The organism is Leptolyngbya sp. BC1307, from assembly GCF_002286735.1.
Classification (GTDB): Bacteria; Cyanobacteriota; Cyanobacteriia; order Phormidesmidales; family Phormidesmidaceae; genus Phormidesmis.
In genome coordinates, this window is sequence record NZ_NRTA01000006.1 from 105432 (window position 1) to 123705 (window position 18274).

Annotated in this window: 17 protein-coding genes; 12 read left to right on the plus strand and 5 right to left on the minus strand. The window is 53.2% G+C overall.

All coding sequences use genetic code 11. The annotated features are described in order from the left end of the window. The first annotated feature begins 76 nt into the window (after positions 1 to 76). The 12 genes from CKL79_RS05740 to CKL79_RS05790 all read left to right on the plus strand — a co-directional run bounded on the left by CKL79_RS05740 (position 77) and on the right by CKL79_RS05790 (position 12963). Positions 77 to 874 (plus strand): RNA methyltransferase, encoded by a 798-nt coding sequence (locus CKL79_RS05740; protein WP_121968625.1) that lies wholly within the window; start codon positions 77 to 79, stop codon positions 872 to 874. A 140-nt stretch (positions 875 to 1014) separates the two neighbouring features. Further along, entirely contained in the window at positions 1015 to 2448 is a 1434-nt protein-coding gene (gene lpdA, locus CKL79_RS05745; protein WP_121968626.1) for a dihydrolipoyl dehydrogenase, read from the plus strand. A gap of 120 nt (positions 2449 to 2568) precedes the next feature. Beyond that, positions 2569 to 3465: an indole-3-glycerol phosphate synthase TrpC gene (gene trpC, locus CKL79_RS05750; RefSeq protein WP_121968627.1), complete on the plus strand. Its 897-nt coding sequence runs from the start codon at positions 2569 to 2571 to the stop codon at positions 3463 to 3465. A gap of 84 nt (positions 3466 to 3549) precedes the next feature. Continuing rightward, on the plus strand, positions 3550 to 3843 hold the full coding sequence (locus CKL79_RS05755; protein ID WP_121968628.1) for a DUF5340 domain-containing protein: 294 nt from the start codon (positions 3550 to 3552) through the stop codon (positions 3841 to 3843). 95 nt (positions 3844 to 3938) lie between these two features. After that, complete coding sequence (gene crtI / locus CKL79_RS05760) at positions 3939 to 5585, plus strand: phytoene desaturase family protein (RefSeq protein WP_121968629.1); 1647 nt, start codon at positions 3939 to 3941, stop codon at positions 5583 to 5585. Between the two features lie 54 nt (positions 5586 to 5639). After that, positions 5640 to 6431 carry a photosystem II S4 domain protein gene (locus CKL79_RS05765; RefSeq protein WP_121968630.1) on the plus strand — a complete coding sequence of 264 codons (792 nt, stop codon included), beginning with the start codon at positions 5640 to 5642 and terminating at the stop codon, positions 6429 to 6431. 156 nt (positions 6432 to 6587) lie between these two features. After that, on the plus strand, positions 6588 to 6740 hold the full coding sequence (locus CKL79_RS23110) for a hypothetical protein (protein ID WP_170943984.1): 153 nt from the start codon (positions 6588 to 6590) through the stop codon (positions 6738 to 6740). Between the two features lie 14 nt (positions 6741 to 6754). Further along, positions 6755 to 6967 carry a hypothetical protein gene (locus tag CKL79_RS05770; RefSeq protein WP_121968631.1) on the plus strand — a complete coding sequence of 71 codons (213 nt, stop codon included), beginning with the start codon at positions 6755 to 6757 and terminating at the stop codon, positions 6965 to 6967. A gap of 257 nt (positions 6968 to 7224) precedes the next feature. Next, complete coding sequence (locus CKL79_RS05775; RefSeq protein WP_121968632.1) at positions 7225 to 9297, plus strand: NAD(P)H-quinone oxidoreductase subunit 5; 2073 nt, start codon at positions 7225 to 7227, stop codon at positions 9295 to 9297. Between the two features lie 834 nt (positions 9298 to 10131). Then, complete coding sequence (locus CKL79_RS05780) at positions 10132 to 11691, plus strand: glycosyltransferase family 39 protein (RefSeq protein WP_121968633.1); 1560 nt, start codon at positions 10132 to 10134, stop codon at positions 11689 to 11691. Positions 11692 to 12128: 437 nt separating this feature from the next. Then, positions 12129 to 12269: a porin gene (locus tag CKL79_RS05785; protein ID WP_121968634.1), complete on the plus strand. Its 141-nt coding sequence runs from the start codon at positions 12129 to 12131 to the stop codon at positions 12267 to 12269. Between the two features lie 385 nt (positions 12270 to 12654). After that, positions 12655 to 12963, plus strand: coding sequence for a cupin domain-containing protein (locus CKL79_RS05790; RefSeq protein WP_240518697.1), 309 nt, complete (start codon positions 12655 to 12657; stop codon positions 12961 to 12963). A 228-nt stretch (positions 12964 to 13191) separates the two neighbouring features. On the opposite strand, the gene CKL79_RS22850 is transcribed toward CKL79_RS05790, so the two are convergent. From CKL79_RS22850 to CKL79_RS05815, 5 genes are all read right to left on the minus strand, one after another. After that, positions 13192 to 13458 carry a hypothetical protein gene (locus CKL79_RS22850; protein WP_141242158.1) on the minus strand — a complete coding sequence of 89 codons (267 nt, stop codon included), beginning with the start codon at positions 13456 to 13458 and terminating at the stop codon, positions 13192 to 13194. A gap of 271 nt (positions 13459 to 13729) precedes the next feature. Beyond that, positions 13730 to 14014 carry a phospholipid carrier-dependent glycosyltransferase gene (locus CKL79_RS05800; protein WP_121968637.1) on the minus strand — a complete coding sequence of 95 codons (285 nt, stop codon included), beginning with the start codon at positions 14012 to 14014 and terminating at the stop codon, positions 13730 to 13732. A gap of 237 nt (positions 14015 to 14251) precedes the next feature. Next, positions 14252 to 15604, minus strand: coding sequence for a dihydrolipoamide acetyltransferase family protein (locus CKL79_RS05805; protein WP_121968638.1), 1353 nt, complete (start codon positions 15602 to 15604; stop codon positions 14252 to 14254). A gap of 109 nt (positions 15605 to 15713) precedes the next feature. Continuing rightward, the gene (locus CKL79_RS05810; RefSeq protein WP_121968639.1) at positions 15714 to 16160 is read right to left on the minus strand and encodes a YlqD family protein; all 447 of its coding nucleotides are present in this window, start codon (positions 16158 to 16160) and stop codon (positions 15714 to 15716) included. 124 nt (positions 16161 to 16284) lie between these two features. Further along, the gene (locus CKL79_RS05815; protein ID WP_121968640.1) at positions 16285 to 18237 is read right to left on the minus strand and encodes an AMP-binding protein; all 1953 of its coding nucleotides are present in this window, start codon (positions 18235 to 18237) and stop codon (positions 16285 to 16287) included. Between the last annotated feature and the right edge of the window lie 37 nt (positions 18238 to 18274).

Below are 18274 nucleotides of genomic sequence, written 5' to 3' on the forward strand. Positions count from 1 at the left end.
ACTCATCTCTTCGGGTATTGTTCGAAACTTCCTATCATTCAGTGTAAGTACATAGCACTTTAAATATATATATCTCATGCTCACCAGCCTGCAAAATCCGACGGTTAAGCAGTTGCGCAAGCTCCAGCAGCCAAAAGAACGCCGTCAGCAAGCCACGCTTTTGCTGGAAGGCACTCATCTGGTCGAAGCAGCCTGCGCCGCCAACTATCCGCTCCAGGTGCTGTGCTACACCGAAGCGTGGCAGCAGCGGCATCCGCAGGTTTGTCAGCAGGCCATCGATCAGGCCGAGCAGGTAGAGCTAGTTTCGGCAGCGGTGCTGAAGTCGATTGCCAGCACAGTGACGCCCGATGGGGTAGTGGCGACCGCGCCGCGCCGCTCAGTCTGGCAAGACTCTCGGGATAGAACAGAGCAGTCTGAGCCTGCTGTGAGCCTCGGTCTCATGCTAGAGACGCTGCAAGATCCCGGTAATCTTGGCACGATTATTCGCACGGCGGCAGCAGCAGGGAGCGATCGCCTCTGGCTCAGCCCTGACAGCGTTGATTTAGGCCATCCCAAAGTGCTGCGGGCGTCAGTCGGGCAGTGGTTTCGTCTGCCGATGGCAACTGTAGATGTCGTCACCCAGGCGCAGCAGCTTCAGCAGCAGGGCGTTCAGCTCGTAGCGACCACAGCGACGGGTGAGCTGGACTACTGGCAGCTAGATTTGCGTCAGCCCACCGTTTTTATGATGGGCAACGAAGGCGCAGGGCTCTCTGCTGAACTGATGGCCTGCGCGTCGGTGACGGCTAAAATTCCGGTGATGCCGGGTGTAGAATCGCTCAATGTGGCTGTTTCGGCGGCGCTTTTACTGTATGAAGCGCGGCGGCAGCGGTTTTAGGGGGGAAAGGCAAAGGGGAAGGGGAAAGGCAAAGGGGAAAGGCAAAGGGGAAAGGCAAAGGGGAAAGGCAACCCCTGAAACCTGAGTTGTCTAAAACCACCGCTCTAGTTGAGAATAGGAAAGAACCTAAGGAGAGCGCAGTGGATTCAGCATTTGATTATGACTTGGTGATTATTGGCGCAGGTGTTGGCGGTCACGGCGCGGCCATTCATGCGGTCAAGTGTGGTCTGAAGACGGCCATTATTGAAGCCGGTGATATGGGCGGCACCTGCGTTAATCGGGGCTGTATTCCTTCTAAGGCGCTGCTGGCAGCTTCGGGCAGAGTGCGCGAGATGAGAGATGCCCAGCACCTGAAGGCCTTAGGCATTAGCCTGTCTGGGGTCGGGTTTGACCGAGAAAAGATTGCCGATCATGCGAAGAATTTAGTCGGGAAAATTCGGGGCGATCTGACTAATAGCCTCACTCGTCTAGGGGTAGAGACCATTCGCGGCTGGGGTAAGATTGCCAGCGGCCAAAAGGTTTCGATAACTGATGACAGCGGTACTCGTACTATCACTGCCAAAGACATTATTCTTTCACCGGGATCTATCCCTTTTGTGCCCAGAGGCATTGAAACCGACGGCAAAACTGTTTTTACCAGCGACGAAGCCATCCGGCTTGACTGGCTACCTGATTGGGTGGCCATTATCGGCAGCGGCTACATTGGCCTGGAATTTTCTGACATCTATACGGCGCTAGGCTCAGAAGTCACGATGATTGAAGCGTTGGATCATCTGATGCCGACTTTTGACCCTGATATTGCTAAACAAGCAGAGCGCGTCCTGATCAAGCCGCGCGATATTGAAACGAAGGTGGGGCTGCTAGCAAAGAAAATTACGCCGGGATCGCCGGTCGTCATTGAGCTGGCCGATCCGAAGACGATGGAGATAGTGGAGACGCTAGAGGTGGATGCCTGCCTGGTTGCTACGGGCAGAATTCCGGCAACCAAGAATCTAGATCTGAATATGGTGGCGGTGGAAACTGACCGACGCGGCTTTATCCCCGTAAATGACCAGCTAGCGGTGCTGCGCGACGGTAAGCCGGTGCCTCATCTGTGGGCGATTGGCGATGCGACTGGCAAAATGATGCTGGCTCACGCCGCTTCTGCTCAGGGCATTGTGGCGGTAGACAATATCTGCGGTCAGCATCGCACTATTGACTACAGCGCTATTCCGGCAGCGGCTTTTACGCACCCAGAAGTTAGCTTTGTCGGCCTCACTGAGCCTGCGGCTAAAGCGGCGGCTAAGGAAGGCGGCTATGAAGTGGCCTCTGTTCGCAGCTACTTTAAGGCAAATTCTAAGGCGCTGGCGGAAGGAGAAACGGAAGGTCTGGCGAAGGTGATCTATCGTAAGGATACGGGCGAGGTGATGGGGGCTCATATTATTGGGCTGCATGCGGCTGATCTGATTCAGGAAGCGGCTAATGCGATCGCCCAAAAGCAATCCGTCATCGAACTCTCTCAGTTTGTACATACGCATCCCACGCTGTCTGAGGTGCTAGATGAAGCGTACAAGCGAGCTACCGTCACGGCTTGAAAGGATGAAGTGTGAACGATGAACGATGAGTTAAATCGTTTTTGACCTGACTGGTTGCGTTCACACTCTTCTCCTGCTTTTTATTCATCGCTCATCGCTCATACTTTCTACACTCGTCCTATGGAAATTCGCCGCCGTCCGCCCAATCCGGCGATCGCTGTTGCCAGTTTGCAATATCAGATCAAATCGCCTGACGCCGAGCCGCGCAATATCTTAGAAAAGATTGTCTGGCACAAAGAGACAGAAGTTGCCCGTCAGCGCGAAAAAGTGAGCCTGCAAGATTTGCAACAGCAGGCACAGGGATTGCCGCCTACTAAAGGCTTTGTCGAAGCGCTGCGCTGGCAGGCAGATCAGCAGCGCCCGGCTCTGATTGCGGAAGTCAAAAAAGCTTCGCCCAGCAAAGGCGTGATTCGATCTGATTTTGATCCGGTGGCGATCGCTCGCAGCTACGAGTCTGGCGGCGCGACCTGCCTCTCGGTACTGACTGACAGCGAATTTTTTCAGGGCAGCTTTGACTACCTCGTACAGATTCGCCAGGCGGTCAACCTGCCGCTGCTGTGCAAAGAATTTATCCTTTACCCCTATCAGATCTACCAGGCCCGAGTTGCCGGAGCCGATGCAGTGCTGCTAATCGCTGCCCTTTTGCCGGATAAAGATTTGAACTACTTTAAGCGGATTGCCAAAGCGCTGGGCATGGCTGTCCTAGTTGAAACGCATACCGCTGAAGAGTTTGAACGGGCGCTAGGATTAGAAGACGTGCGGCTGATCGGCATTAATAACCGCAACTTAGAAGACTTTACTGTTAGCCTGAAGACAACCGAGCAGATTTTAACGACCTACCGCGAGGCCATTGCCGAGAAACAGACCCTCATCGTCAGTGAGTCCGGGCTGCATACCCCAGCCGATGTCAAAACGGTAACGGCGGCGGGAGCGCAGGCTATTTTAGTCGGTGAATCTCTGGTCAAACAGCCTGATCCCGGTGGGGCGATCGCGCCACTGATAGGCCGCCCAATCTAAGCGCTTTCCTTCCTCTAAAGCTTCCCCGGACGGCAACTGCCTGAACGGGTAAAACTGTACACATGCCCCCAGCGGTCAATCAGCATGACCACAGATCGTTCGCCTTTACCGCTTCCTTCTCATATTCACTATGAGCTGCTGCTACAGCTACTAGAGCGCCAAACCGCCAGAGGCGTCCACCAGCAGCCTCAGAAAGAACAGCTACAAACGCTGATTGTTGCGTTACGCAAGGCTTTTTCTCAGCAAAAGCAGCTCGAAGAAAGCTGTCAGCGCGCCCAGATTCCGATTGAGTACCACTGGTCACTGAATGGGGAGGCTGGCCAAACTCAGGGCAATCACAGCGGTACCCCCGTAGAGAATGCTGCTGGGCTGGAGTAAGGGCAGGGCGATCGCCCAAAGACAGCCATCCCAACGGACAACCGGGCTAAAAACAGGTCTATACTAAAGATATGTAGAGTCAGTAAAAGTACCGTATGAGTCGTCAGCAAGCCATCATTATTGGGTCTGGGATCGGTGGATTATCCTTAGGCATTCGATTGCAGAGTTTAGGATTTGACACCACCATTTTTGAAAAGCTAGACGCTCCTGGCGGGCGGGCCTACGTGCGCCGGGCCGACGGCTTCACCTTTGATATGGGGCCGACTGTGCTGACCGTACCGCACCTGATCGAAGAACTCTTTTCTTTAGAACGGGATGCCGCCGCGCTACATCTGCCTGACTTCCCTAAAGAAATCATGGATCCGGCTGACCGCATTAGAACCGGCATCAGCGGTGGGCCTAACACCTCCAAATATCTCAAAATTGTTCCTGTCCTGCCGTTCTATCGCATTTATTTTGACGATGGCACCTACTTCGACTACGACGGCGATCCTGAAAGCACTCGTCGCCAAATCGAAGCCATTGAGCCCGATGACCTAGAAGGCTACGAAGAATTCCACAAGGCAGCGCGGGCTATTTTTGATCGAGGATTCATTGAGCTGGGCTACACCTACTTTGGGGACGTGTTCTCCATGCTCAAAATCGCGCCTGACCTGGTAAAACTAGACGCGGTTCGCCCTCTGTTTTCCTTTGTAAAACGCTACTTCAAGAGCCCCAAGCTCCAGCAGGTGTTCAGCTTTGAACCTCTGCTGGTGGGGGGTAACCCGCTAAGCGTCCCGGCGATCTATGCCATGATTCACTTCGTGGAAAAAACCTGGGGCATCCACTTTGCGATGGGCGGCACTGGCGAACTCGTGCGCAGCTTCGTGCGCAAGTTTGAGGAGCTAGGCGGCACCATTCGCTACAACAGTGAAGTAGCCAAAATTGACGTAGAAGGCTCCCTCTTTGGCAAGAAAGTGGCTAAAGGCATCACCCTGGCCGATGGCACTACGCATGCTGCCGACATGGTGATCTCCAATGGAGACTACGCCAACACCTACATGAAGCTGATCGATCCAAAATATCGACTGATCAATCAGGATCTAAAGGTGAAGCTGACCCGGCAGTCGATGTCGATTCTGGTCATTTACTTTGGGTTTAGAGCCGATGGTCTAGAAGATTTAGACTTGCGCCATCACAACATCATTTTGGGGCCGCGCTACGAGCCATTGCTCACAGAGCTGTTCGATAAGAAGATTCTTAGCCCTGATTTTTCGCAATATCTGCATGTGCCGTCATTGACTGACCCAAGCATGGCACCGCCGGGCCACCACGCCGCCTATACGTTAGTACCCGTCCCCAATAACGCTAGCGGGATCGATTGGGGTATAGAAGGGCCTAAGCTGACTGAGAAAGTTTTGACCTTCTTAGACGAGCGCGGCTACATTCCAGATCTTAAAAAGCGACTGGTGTACCAGAGCCATGTTACGCCTGATTATTTTGAAGGGACGCTTAACAGCTACCTGGGCAACGGTTTTGGCGTAGAACCTGTTCTGGTTCAGAGCGCGTTCTTCCGGCCGCATAACCGGAGTGAAGACATTTCTAACCTTTATCTGGTGGGGGCTAACACCCAGCCTGGCGGCGGTACGCCTGCGGTGATGATGTGCGCCAAGATGACCGCTCGCGAAATTGCCAAAGACTTTGACGTGCCCACTGCAATCTTTGAGGGCGTAGCTGCTGAACCTGAAGTTGCCAAAGTCTAAACAAACATCACAAAGTCACATCACAAAGTCTGAACACCACGCTTAACTGCTTTTATGCTCCCAAAAGAAGACCTGCTCAAACGGGCGGAAAATCGTGAAGCCCTCGCCCGAATTATTGATCGGGCAGAGCAGGCCATTCAGACATGGGAGCCGGTGGCTACCGATTTTCTGACGCCGCCTGAACTGTTTGAAGCGCAAGCCCTATTTAAAACGCTGACAGATGTGCAAACGCTTGCTGGCGGCGGCTATCCGCAGGCAGAGCGGCAGAGACTCATGATTTCTCGCAGTGAGATTCCGTTTGACGAAGCGGCTGCCGGTGGTCCGGTGCCCTTAGCAGCGCTCAGCATTGCCGGAAACTTTCTGTTTGACACGGCTTCTCACCGCGATTTTTTGGGGTCGCTGCTGGGCACGGGGATTGTCCGCGAAAAGTTGGGCGATATTATTGTGTTGGGCGAGCGCGGGGCGCAGGCGATTGTGGTACCGGAGCTGGCAGATTTTTTGACAACGAGTTTGGTGCAGGTGCGCTCAGTACCCGTGAAAACTCAGCCAATAGATATCAGTGAGCTGCGGGTACGCGAGCCCCGACGCAAAGAAATTACGACCGTAGAGGCTTCTATGCGGCTAGATGCGGTGGCTTCTGCTGGTTTTGGTATGTCGCGCAGCAAGATGGTCGATTTGATTACGGCTGGCGATGTGCGGGTGAACTGGCAGCCGGTGACTCAGAGCAGCCACAGTTTGCAGACTGGAGACCTGGTAGCAATTCGAGGCAAAGGCCGCTTAGAGATTGGCGATGTGGCAGTCACTAAAAAGCAGCGATATCGGGTGCAGCTAACGCGCTTGGTCTAGCCCCGCTGGCTTGGTGGCAAAGGCTTTCAGCAAAGGCTTTGAGAGAATCTACGGGAGTTTTATCAGGCTGACGAGCTGACCTGATAAAACTCCCGGGTAATGGTGGAATGGGTCTGTATAAAAAGATGACGCTTTTACCAGTTACTGGGTTTTGATATGCCTCGCCTGAGCGATCGCGCCTTCTACATCCTCAAACACGAGATCGAAAACCAATCTCAGGCCGGTCTCGATCCGGTTGAGCAATTCATCCTGACAGCCCGGCCAGCGCCTTTAAAGCTGCTAAAAGCTATGGCTGGCAGGCCGCTTTAAAGGGGCAGCAGCCGGTGCATAGGGATCAACAGTGGCAGGAGGCCGCGCCGCTGTTGATCCCACGCCCGCCTCAGCGCCTCGCTTTTCGTCACCGTCTCAAAATTGACAGCGCCCACCCCCAATACAGTGAAGCTCAGCCGGTAAAAGCTCGCTACCGGCAAAATCTGAGCGAAATTCGTCAGCGCTACCGGCTAGAGCAAGCGGCCAGTCAGCGGTTGGCGTCCTAGCGAAGCCGTGCTCTTCAAATAAGCCCTTCAAATAAACAGCCCTGAGGTGCGATCGCTGGCGCGTGAGCGCACCAAATCAGACAAAGCGATCCCTAAACACTAAAACATTTTTATTTGACTAAAGTTTATATTTCGTGACCTTTTCCCCCCAAAGCATCACGAAGAGGCGGACAGGTTGTGTCAATATAAGAGCTGTTTGCCAAATGGTCTGTTCCAGGTCTATCGGCAAAAAACAGTGGCAGGAAATGGAGTAAGGAATGGAATCCGTAGAGGCCATCTATAAATACACCTGGCTGATACCCGTGATGCCTTTACTAGGCGCAGCGATTGTCGGTACAGGTCTGATCAGCTACAACGAGGCGACCAATAAGCTTAGAAAGCCCGTCGCCGTTTTCATCGTCAGCCTGATTGGGGCGGCGATGACCCTATCTATTTTGCTGTTGGTCAGCCAGATTCAGGGGCACGCCCCCTACACCTATCTGTTTGAGTGGGCTTCGGCTGGCGACTTTCAGATCAATATGGGCTTTACGGTCGATCACATCACTGCGCTGATGCTGGTGATTGTTACCACCGTGGCCTTTTTGGTGATGATCTACACCGACGGCTACATGGCTCACGATCCGAGCTATGTGCGCTTTTATGCTTATCTGAGCCTATTTAGCTCGTCGATGCTGGGCCTGGTAATTAGCCCGAACTTGCTTCAGGTTTATGTTTTTTGGGAGCTGGTGGGCATGTGCTCCTACCTGCTGATCGGCTACTGGTATGACCGCGACGGTGCTGCCGATGCCTGCCAAAAGGCGTTTGTCACTAACCGCGTCGGCGACTTTGGCCTGCTGCTGGGGATACTGGGTCTGTTTTGGGCAACGGGCACCTTTGAATTTGATTTGATGGGCGATCGCCTCACTGACCTGGTCACGACAGGGACCATTTCTGGCTCTCTCGCTGCTCTATTTGCCATTCTGGTCTTCATGGGGCCAGTCGCCAAGTCTGCTCAGTTTCCGCTGCATGTGTGGTTGCCCGATGCGATGGAAGGCCCCACCCCTATTTCTGCGCTCATTCACGCAGCAACGATGGTGGCAGCAGGCGTCTTTTTAATTGCTCGTATGTACCCCGTCTTTGAAGGTATTCCGACGGTGATGACGGTGATTGCCTGGACAGGCACCATCACTGCCTTTTTGGGCGCATCGATTGCGATTACGCAAAACGATATTAAGAAAGGACTGGCTTTTTCGACCATGTCGCAGTTGGGCTACATGGTGATGGCAATGGGCGCGGGCGCTTATACCGCTGGCCTATTTCACCTGATGACGCATGCCTACTTCAAGGCCATGCTGTTCTTGGGATCAGGATCAGTCATTCACGGGATGGAAGAAGTGGTCGGTCACGACCCGGCCCTTGCTCAAGACATGCGCTTAATGGGCGGACTGCGCAAATATATGCCAATCACAGCTATTACCTTCTTGGTGGGCACGTTGGCAATTTCTGGTCTGCCTCCCTTCGCCGGTTTCTGGTCAAAAGACGAAATTTTGGGCTCTGTATTTGAAGTCAACCCAGTGATGTGGGCGATTGGTTGGATTACTGCCGGCGCTACCGCCTTTTACATGTTTCGCATGTACTTTTCTACCTTTGAAGGTGAGTTTCGCGGTAACGACGCAGAGATTAAGCAAATGGTGAAGCGGCAGTCGCTACAAATGGCGGGTGCCTCTCTCGGGCCTGGTGCTATGAGCACTCAAGAGCGTGCCCTAGAGGAAACTGGCCACAGCGATCATCACCATGCCGAAGCGCCTCACGAGTCAGCCTTGAGCATGACTTTTCCGCTGATCATGCTGGCTATTCCTTCAGCTCTGATTGGGTTGGTTGGGACGCCTTTCGCCAATTACTTTGAAGAATTCATTCACCCGGCGGGTGAGGCGATGACCGTCGTCGAATTAGCTGAGGAGTTTGACTTGGACGAATTTATCAGAATGGCAGGGGCTTCGGTGGCGATCTCGGTGGCGGGGATTATCCTGGCGGTGCTGATGTATCGCAGCAAGGCGATTAATCCGGCAGCGATCGCCCAAAAAATCAAACCTCTGTACAACCTCTCCCTCAACAAGTGGTACATCGACGATATCTACCGCGAGGTCTTTGTTAAGGGCACCCGAAACCTGGCTAAAGGCGTGCTGAATGTCGATGTCAAAATCGTCGATGGCATTGTCAACCTCACGGGCTTTGTTACCCTGGTCTCTGGCGAAGGGTTGAAATATCTCGAGAACGGTCGGGCTCAGTTTTATGCGCTAATTGTATTTGGGGCGGTGCTGGGTTTGGTGTTTGTCTCGGGGCTGACATAAGTCTCATACAAACGAAAGCGATTCGAGGGGGGCTGAAACTGGGTTTCAGTCCCCTTTTTTTGACTAAATTGCGATCGCACTGTGCCGAACTAAGCCAGTTGGGTTAAGCACACATCGGCTTGCTGATGCCATTCGGACTTTTCCCTGTGCGGCGTAGATGAGAATGTTGGTATCGATTGCAATCATCCACCGTGAAATCGTAACGCCAGATAACACCCAGGCAGCCCATAGTGAGGATAGGCTGGAGGTACAGACCTACCAGCCAGCAGAAAGGTCATCAGCAGAAAGGTTTTAAGCGGAGACCAGTACCGGCCCTCTAAGTCGCTGGCTGACTGCCTTCGCAAATATCTCATGGTTCGCTCCAATTAATTGGAGTTTCGAAAATGCTACGAAGGCAATGGGTTTTCAGCCTATTGACAAATGGGCAGATCTATTAATTAGCGCTCATCATATGGGTGCCCAAGCAACCACAAGAAAAATTCAAGTGATTCTATGCTGAATTACGCTACATGTAGCGTTTTTAGATTTTGTAGAACCACTAGAGAAAATGAGCGAACCGTGAGTAAAACCTTTGATGCTCAGATCGCCGCCGGGCGAAGTGAAGATGAGGCTATCAGACGCACAGCGGCAACCCAGATAACGCCGATAACACCACGCCCCAAACTTACGGCGCTGGTAGCTACCCAAGCATCAAAGACTACGCCGATCAGGTGCTAGAGAAAACCCAAACTCTACAGCAACATCGACAAACAGACTCATCAATGAAGAGTCCGTGAATAAACCGCGCTCGCGTCTCAGCCCTTTGTATTCTGATGAGATACATTAGGCTATCTCATGCGACTTTTCCCTTTGATTCTCACGGCTGTTGCCATAGGGGTTATCTTCCGCTTCTCGAACCTCAGTGGGACAATCTACTCGTCTGACGAAGCCTTTACAGGGCTTTTTGCAACCGGCCACAATCCTGTAGAAGCAGGCGAAAGCATCTTCACAGGTCAGGTGATAACCGCGCAGCAGGTTCAAGAATTTCAGCGCTATGATTCTAGCAGAGGAATATCTTCAACGATTGCCAGTCTAGCCATACACGACCCTCAGCATCCACCGCTGTACTATGTGCTCTCAAGATGGATGCTGGGGTGGTTTCCCAACACTGTTGTAGCGACTCGCCTGGTGGCTGCACTGGCAGGCGTTGCCCTCATTCCAGCGGTGTATTTCCTAGCACTTGAGCTGTTTCAGAGCAATGAGGTAGCAGCCATTAGCGCCGCTCTTATTGCTGCTAGCCCCTTTCACCAAATCTACGCTCAAGAAGCCCGAGAGTACAGCCTGTGGGCCTGTTTAATCATAATCTCCACACTGAGCTTACTAAAAGCAGTCAAAAAGAAAAGTCTTTCTGCCTGGATGCTCTATAGCCTCACGCTAATTGCGGGACTGTACACGTTTTTATTTACGCTGCTAGTAGTAGCCAGTCATACGCTTTATGTTGTTTATCGCAGCAAACTAAAAGACTTGGCCCTGATCAGAAATTATTGCCTTTCTACCCTGGTTTCACTACTTGCTTTCTATCCCTGGCTGACACATATAGGCGTCGGCAAGGATAGCAACGTTGCTGCCGCTGGCTGGACTAGCACACCAATGTCCTTTCCAGGGCTGCTAAGAAGCTGGGTAGGACATATCAAAAGCTTATTTTTTGACTTAGATTTGAACGTTAGCACTTACTCAAGCTACAACGTTCTAATTACGCTGCTGTCAGTTGCCCTGGCGGCCTATGCAGTCTTTTGGGGCTTTAAGCATATGCCCAGACGGTCACTCATTTGCCTGATCACGCTAGGAGGAGTCACGCTGCTTTTGCTGCTTGGTGCTGACCTATTCTTAGGAGGCCGACGCTCGATTGTGAGCCGCTACTGGATGCCAGCTTACTTAAGCCTGCAGCTTTTGGTCGCCTACTGCTTAGGCCAAAACATTAGCTTAAAAAAAGGACGTGCCAGACGATTTTGGCAAAGCGCCTTAGCGATCATCTTATCAATCGGGCTGCTATCGGGCGCTGTGTTTGTACGGGCAGAAACCTGGGCTAACAAACGGCCCAGTCAGCTATACCCCGAAGTGGCTCGAATTATCAGGTCAGCGCCTAACTCACTGGTGATAAACAGTCATGCAAATGCTCGACCAGGTAAGCTAGTCTCTCTGTGTACTTTGCTTCCCCCAGATCAGGCGATCCTAGCTTTCAACGAATCAGACAAGATGCGATCGCCCGATAGCTTCAGCCCGATCTCCAGATTCAGTCGAGCCTTTGCCTTCGAGCTGAGCAAAAGCTATAAAGCAGCACTCACAGCACAGGGCTACGTCTTTACCCCAGTCTACAAAGCGGCTGACCTGTGGAAGCTAGAAAAGCCTGATTGACCTAATGGGATTTCAGTATCATCGGACGAGAAACCTACGCTAAGCAGATTTTATTTCTGTACCAGTTGAACCTATCTGGCTGAAGGAGGCTGAAACCCTTGATATACCGTTCCATTTTTCTGTACCAATTAGGGCACTGTCTAACTGGTACAGAGCGGTGAGTCTTACCAAGCCAGAAAAACGGATTTTGAAGCCCTTTCACCGTATGACTTTCAGCCTTAGCGTAGGATCCTGTTCCAAAACTACTCAACCCCCAATCATGACTGAGTCACCCTAAAGCCGCTCGCAGGGCTAACCGCTCTGCCAGATGGCCTCACTGCTGTCATTAACTAAACAACCAGAGGAAGGGGGTTGACTCTCAAGTCAACCCCCTTCCTCTGGGAGGTCTCATCTAGAGTCCGTTGTATTCACCATACTCATCAAAGAGGTCAATTCCGATGATCAAAGTTCCTCAGCTCAAGAAGCTCTCCCTGGCGGTTGTTTCTGCCGTTGTTCTGACAGCTGCTGTGGCTGGCGTCGCCGCTGCCGCTCCCTGCTTGACCCCTACCCCTGATTGCCCCCCTTCTAACTGCGGCTAAGCTAGGGATTCAAAGGCTACTTTAAAGATTGAGTAGCCTGTAAAACCGCTCCCATGGCGTAGGCTGGAAGATCTGTACTTCACCCCTGGTTAACCTCAGCCATGAATTTGAGCTAGATCCTTGGGTGTCACATTATGGGAGTTAAGCTGTGGGAATTAAGCGCTGTTAGAGAGAGAGAGACAGACCGTATAAGGTTATCTATGAGACATTATTTCAATGCGCCTATTGAGATGATGTTGCTCCATAAATAGACTCAAACGGCCAGCCCTATTTTCACGGTTGAAATTTCACGGTTGAAAAAATGAACCCAGTTAAAATGGATACAACCCGGATATTCAGCAGCTCCAGTTTCTTTAAATCGGCAGATAGAGCGCCTGTTCGCTCAGTGGTCGCAAAGTCTCCAGAAGCTGTCGTGGTTGCTTGGCAGGTAGAGCCGGGTCAAAGCATCCCCACCCACATTCACCCAAATGGGCAAGATACTTGGACTGTGTTCAGCGGCAAGGGTGATTATTATTTGGATGATGCAGGCACTACACAGCCCATTGTGGCCGGGGATGTTGTGATTGCTCAGTCAGGCCAAGTCCACGGTGTGTTCAATAGCGGTGATCAGCCGCTGACTTTTATTTCAATCGTAACGCCTGCCAATGCTGGGCATCAGGCTATTGTGCTGAAAGAATCACTTCCCCGGCAGTGATTCGCCAAGCCCGTAGGATTTCTACAACACTTTATGTGATAAGCACTACAGCCGCCTGGATTGAAAGGCGCATCACCATCAAAAATTTCGATAACGATCTTGGTGCAGCGGATTGACCGGAACCGCTTATGGTGCTGCGAAGATTCACCGTCAGCAGTAGCCGACCGACTGGCGATCACAGCAGCGGCCTTTCGGCCTTGGGCGCATCGCTCGCGCTCGCGGTCAGCACTATCGCCGCTTGCCCTTCTGACTGCCATTGCCCTGTGCTTCGAGCTGGCTAACACGGCTCTCAAGTGCGATCGCCCATACCGGTTTATCAGAAGGCTCAGCACCGGACTTTAGCGAATCGCTCAGCAACCGGGCGGCAACCGCTGACAAGCTCACCCCTTCAGCGCTAGCTTTGTCCGCTATCGCATCATAGATATCAGCTGTAACCCTTGCCGTTATTACCTTTTGCTTCATTGTGCCCTTAAAAGCGCTACGTTTGTAGAGCATTGTAGCGAGTGAAACCCTTGATTTCTCGTTAGCAAATAGCCCTCGCGCCCTGAAAGACCCCGGCTTTTTGCTCCGGTATGTGGGGCTGTGGCACGAGAAAGCCCGCTCAGGTGTGAAGGACTGGCGGGCGATCGCCGCCAGGTTGACCTGTCTTCCCAGCACTGTTTGACCAGCAGCACCAGGAGCACCAACGCCTCTGCCAGAAAGTAATACCGCTAAAGTAGTGCGCCGCAATGCTGAGCGTGTTGACGACTATTCAGGTAAAAACAATCTACCAGCTAGGAGCCGCTCGCTGCCGCAAGGCCCACACTGACAAGACAAAGCAGCACAGCGAAGCAATCACCAGCAAAATTGCCAGGGTATAGTGACGGGCTTCCTGCGCTAAAAACACGCCAAAAGGCGACACGACCATCAGCGCGGCACAGAGAACGCCAATCAGCCGACTGCGAAAGCTAAACCAGGCTAGCAGATAGGTCGCGGGCACCGCCAAAGCACCTAAGACAGCGGGTAATGCCCGCGCCGCCCACAGCGAAGCATAGCCACAGGGCAGCCAAATAAATAGTGGCGGTTCTAGCGATCACTAATATAGTGAGCTAAGTGGCCAAAGCTATAGGTAAAACGGATCAGCAGAGCCGCCGCAAATAAGAGCCATAGCCAAATCGCAGGACGCACTGTCCACCCAGTGAAACCGCGCTGACTGGCCGGGTCAAGAGAAGTCACGGAATTGGATGAACAACAGCGCGCTAGATTGTCTAATGCTTACACAGCTAGACATGGTTGCTCGCATCGCAGATTACAGCGTCAGTGACTGCGCGTTATTCTCAATCAGATCGCACAGATCTTTTAAGAAGGCAGCGCCATCTGCGCCGTAGATAATCCGGTGGTCGCTGGTCATATTGACTCGCATCTGATTGCGCACGCCCATCAGTCCGCCAGGCATAGCCACGACCTGAGGCCGTGCGCCGCCGATTGCCAAAATGGACCCCTGGCCTGGCGGCAGAATGGCATCAAAACTATCCACTCCAAACATGCCTAAGTTAGACAGGGTGAAGGTGCCGCTGTTGTATTCTTCAGGGGCAAGCTGCTTAGAGCGCGATCGCGCGACCAAATCCTTCCACATTCGCGACAGCGAATAGATATCCATCTGATCAGCCCCGCGCAACACTGGCGTGATCAAACCGCCGTCTGGCATGGCGACTGCAACGGCGATATTGATGCTGTTACTGTACTGAATGCCGGTTGGGGAAAAGCTAGCGTTAACTACCGGGTGCTTTTGCAGGGTGACGGCTACGGCCTTAGCCAGCAGCGCGGTCATTGTCACGCCCTTAGGCTTGATCTGTTTGTACAGCTTGTCTAATTCATTGGTCGTGATGGTGTAGCCCACCCGAAATACCGGCACCGACAGGCTAGCATCCATGTTGCGCACGACGGCCTGCTGAAGCGTATTGAAGGCAACCAGCTCACCGGGAGAAGCAGGGGGCGTTGCTGGAGAGGCTGCGGGCGCAGATTCTTTAGAGACAGCAGGTATGACTGGTGGAGCCGCTGGGGGTGCTGGCTGAGCTGGAGCAGGCGTAGGCGTTTTCCCTGCCGCTTGCTCTACATCTTGAGCAACTACCCGGCCGTGAGGGCCAGAGCCTTGTAATCCTTCCAGGTCTACCTTGAGCTGCTGAGCTAGCTTGCGAGCGCGGGGAGAGACGATGACGCGACCCGAAGGACGATTCGCTGGGGGGCTAACTGCGCCATTTTGGGTCGGGGCTGGGGCGCTGGTTTGCACAGCCGTTGCGACGGCTTCTGAAGTTAGCGCCGCTGCGGGCTCAGGTTCTGCGGCTTGGGCTGTACTTGGGGCTGTCTTTTGGGCCGCGCTCGATAGGTTGGCTGCCTGCTGCTTGGCCGCTTCGATCTCTTCTTCGGTTTCGGCTAAGAGAGCGATGACATCATTGACCTGAGCCATTTCTCCGGCTTCGGTGACGATAGTCGCCAGGTAGCCCTCATAAAAAGATTCCACATCCATGTCGGCTTTGTCAGACTCGACGACAACGACGGTTTCACCCTTTTCTACCTTGTCACCCGCAGACTTGGCCCAAGAGACAATCTTTCCCTCAGTCATGGTGGAGCTGAGCGCAGGCATGAAAACTTCGCGGATCATAGATGGGAAATGTATAGAGAATAGGGCTGGTCGGCGGCGGTCGGGATCACGAGCGATCGCTAGCGCCTAAATTGTATCCCGTCGTGGGAATCAGTTAGCAGTTCATTGGCTACAGTTCACCGCGAATATCTTCAACGATGCCGTCACGCAGCAATATTTCTACCTGCATTTTTTTGATCATGTGATCGCCTACGGCCACATGAAAAAAGCTATCGATTTGCCCCTGATTGACTTCTTTATCTAGCTCCAGGGTTTGCACCTGCTGGAGCTGCTGGAGCAGCTGATTTTTCTGCTGGAGCTGCTGACTTTTATCCTGGTTGAGCTTGGCCTGCACGCTGCTGATTTGCTGCGTGACAGCGGTATCAGCCGGGTTAGCGCCTGGTTTTTGCATCTCAGTGAGCACGCGCTGGCTCTGCATTTCGAGCTGCTGCAGGCGACCGTCAATCTGGTTGAGCTGGTTTTGTAGCTGCTTTTGCGCTTCTTCTTTCCATAGCGGGGTGACGACCGCTTTGATATTGACGACCCGCTTAAGCATGAGCTGAGACTGGGAATCCATGGCAAGAGTAAAATAGACAACTTAAACTTCATTCAACCAAATCTTGTCCCATCCGACCAACGTTTGACGGGAGGGTTTCATCGAATGACTGGCTGAGCCTGAGTCCAGCGGTGACTTTTGAAGCTTACTTGAACAGGGTATCAATGGTTTCGCGGTAGCGATCGCTCACCTGAGCCCGTTTTACCTTCAGCGTCTGCGTCAGCAGCCCATTTTCTACTGTAAAGGGCTCCTTTAAGAGTGCAAAAGTGCCGATGCGATCATCCGGACGATAGCCCGGACGATTGGCGACTTCTCGCTTTAGCTCTTGGCGAAAGAGATCTTGTACAGGCTGACTGTGCAGCGCGATCGCATCCAAACCGGTCGCCTGCTCAGCAGAGGATACCATGCCCCGACTGACGGCCCATTTCTCCAAGGCTTCGGCGCTGGGCACAATCAGTGCGCCCAGCGTTCTTTGGTCTTGCCCGACCAGCATGATTTGATCGATGTAAGGGCTGCGCAAACAGGCGTTTTCAATCGGGGTAGGCTCGATGTTTTCGCCGTTGGTCAGCACAATGGTGTCTTTGGCCCGGCCTGTGATGATCAAGTCGCCCCAGGCAGTCATCTGGCCCAGGTCGCCCGTATCAAACCAGCCTTCGGCGTCGATGGCTTTGGCGGTTGCTTCGGGGTTATTGTAATAGCCCTGCATGACCTGAGGCCCACGAATCAAAACCAGACCTGGCTCTCCGGCAGGCACAGGCTGACGGGTCTTGAGGTCAACAATGGCGGTCTCAACGCCCGGCACGGCTTGACCGTCGGCTCCTCTCAAGTTTCGCCAGGGCCGACGGACGTGGATAATGGGCGAAGTCTCGGTCAGGCCGTAGCCGCCTAAAATTGAGATGCCCGCGATTTCGTAAAAGTCTTCGAGGTAGTCGGCAATCGAACCGCCGCCGCTGACCAGGTGAGTGACCTGCCCGCCCATCGCAGCGCGCACCTTTTTGTAGACCAGGCGATCGCCTAGCTGATGCAGCGGCCACAGATAGATCATCTTCAGCGCCGCTATCAGCTTTTGCCCCGGTGAACTGGTCAGATTCGCCAGGTTCAGCCCGGCCAGTGTGCGTCTGGCCGTAATATAGTTCTGGCTCTGACCGAGGAAAAACTGCACCAGCTTTTGCTTGCTTTCAGGCTGCTCTCGAAACTGCTTTTGGACGCCTTCGTAGATCGATTCCCACAGGCGAGGCACCGCGACCATGTACTGCGGGCTATGGTTTTTGAGGTCTTGCTTGACGTAGCGAATATTGGTGTAAATCTGAGTGCAGCCCTGCGAGAGAATGAAATATTCAAACGAGCGCTCGTAGGAGTGCCATATCGGTAAAATGCTCATCACCTTCTGTCCGGGGCCAACATTGACGACGCTGCAAGGCCCGGCGATTTGAGAGAGCAGATTGGCCTGGCTGAGCATGACGCCTTTGGGCATCCCGGAGGTGCCGGAGGTGTAGATTAGGGTGGCCGTGCGATCGCGCGACAGCGGCGCAGGTGTAAACTTACCCTCAAAGTCACGGCCCAGCGCCATCAGCTCAGTAAAATTTAGCAGCCGTACATTGCCCAGATCGGTCTCTAGTTCAGCGGCTTCGTCAGTCAGCAGCACAATAAAGCGCAGATTGGCCCCGCTCAGATCAGCCGCTAGTTTATTTAGCGTCGTGATATCTTGTATGACCAGACCAATGCTGTCGCTGTTATCTAAAATAAACAGCAGCTCGCGGGCATCTGCGTTAGCACCGCGCACCGCGTCAACTGCGCCAGCGGTCATGATCCCCTGGTCGGCTACCAGCCAGCGGGGGCGGTTTTCAGAGAAGAGGGCCACGGTCTCGCCGGGCTGCAGTCCTAGCGACTGTAAGCCAGCGGCAAACTGAGCGATCGCTGCTGCTAGTTCGCGATAGGTATATTTAGTCTCGGGATGGGTGTGGGGGTCGTGCAGGGCGAGGCAATCGCCATACCTGGCAGCGACGATGGGCCATACCTGAGGAATCGCCGCTACCTCACTGTAGCTAATGGCCCGAGCGAGATTATTTCTTTCTTGTTCGTGCAGTGCTACTACCATGATTTGTGCCGTCCCCCTCAGCGTATAGATAGCTGAG

Coding starts and splice junctions, on each gene's coding strand:
- CKL79_RS05740 (WP_121968625.1), top strand. CDS start 77: ATGCTCACCAGCCTGCAAAATCCGACGGTTAAGCAGTTGCGCAAGCTC.
- trpC (WP_121968627.1), top strand. CDS start 2,569: ATGGAAATTCGCCGCCGTCCGCCCAATCCGGCGATCGCTGTTGCCAGT.
- CKL79_RS05755 (WP_121968628.1), top strand. CDS start 3,550: ATGACCACAGATCGTTCGCCTTTACCGCTTCCTTCTCATATTCACTAT.
- crtI (WP_121968629.1), top strand. CDS start 3,939: ATGAGTCGTCAGCAAGCCATCATTATTGGGTCTGGGATCGGTGGATTA.
- CKL79_RS05765 (WP_121968630.1), top strand. CDS start 5,640: ATGCTCCCAAAAGAAGACCTGCTCAAACGGGCGGAAAATCGTGAAGCC.
- CKL79_RS23110 (WP_170943984.1), top strand. CDS start 6,588: ATGCCTCGCCTGAGCGATCGCGCCTTCTACATCCTCAAACACGAGATC.
- CKL79_RS05775 (WP_121968632.1), top strand. CDS start 7,225: ATGGAATCCGTAGAGGCCATCTATAAATACACCTGGCTGATACCCGTG.
- CKL79_RS05780 (WP_121968633.1), top strand. CDS start 10,132: ATGCGACTTTTCCCTTTGATTCTCACGGCTGTTGCCATAGGGGTTATC.
- CKL79_RS05785 (WP_121968634.1), top strand. CDS start 12,129: ATGATCAAAGTTCCTCAGCTCAAGAAGCTCTCCCTGGCGGTTGTTTCT.
- CKL79_RS22850 (WP_141242158.1), bottom strand. CDS start 13,458: ATGCTCTACAAACGTAGCGCTTTTAAGGGCACAATGAAGCAAAAGGTA.
- CKL79_RS05805 (WP_121968638.1), bottom strand. CDS start 15,604: ATGATCCGCGAAGTTTTCATGCCTGCGCTCAGCTCCACCATGACTGAG.
- CKL79_RS05810 (WP_121968639.1), bottom strand. CDS start 16,160: ATGGATTCCCAGTCTCAGCTCATGCTTAAGCGGGTCGTCAATATCAAA.
- CKL79_RS05815 (WP_121968640.1), bottom strand. CDS start 18,237: ATGGTAGTAGCACTGCACGAACAAGAAAGAAATAATCTCGCTCGGGCC.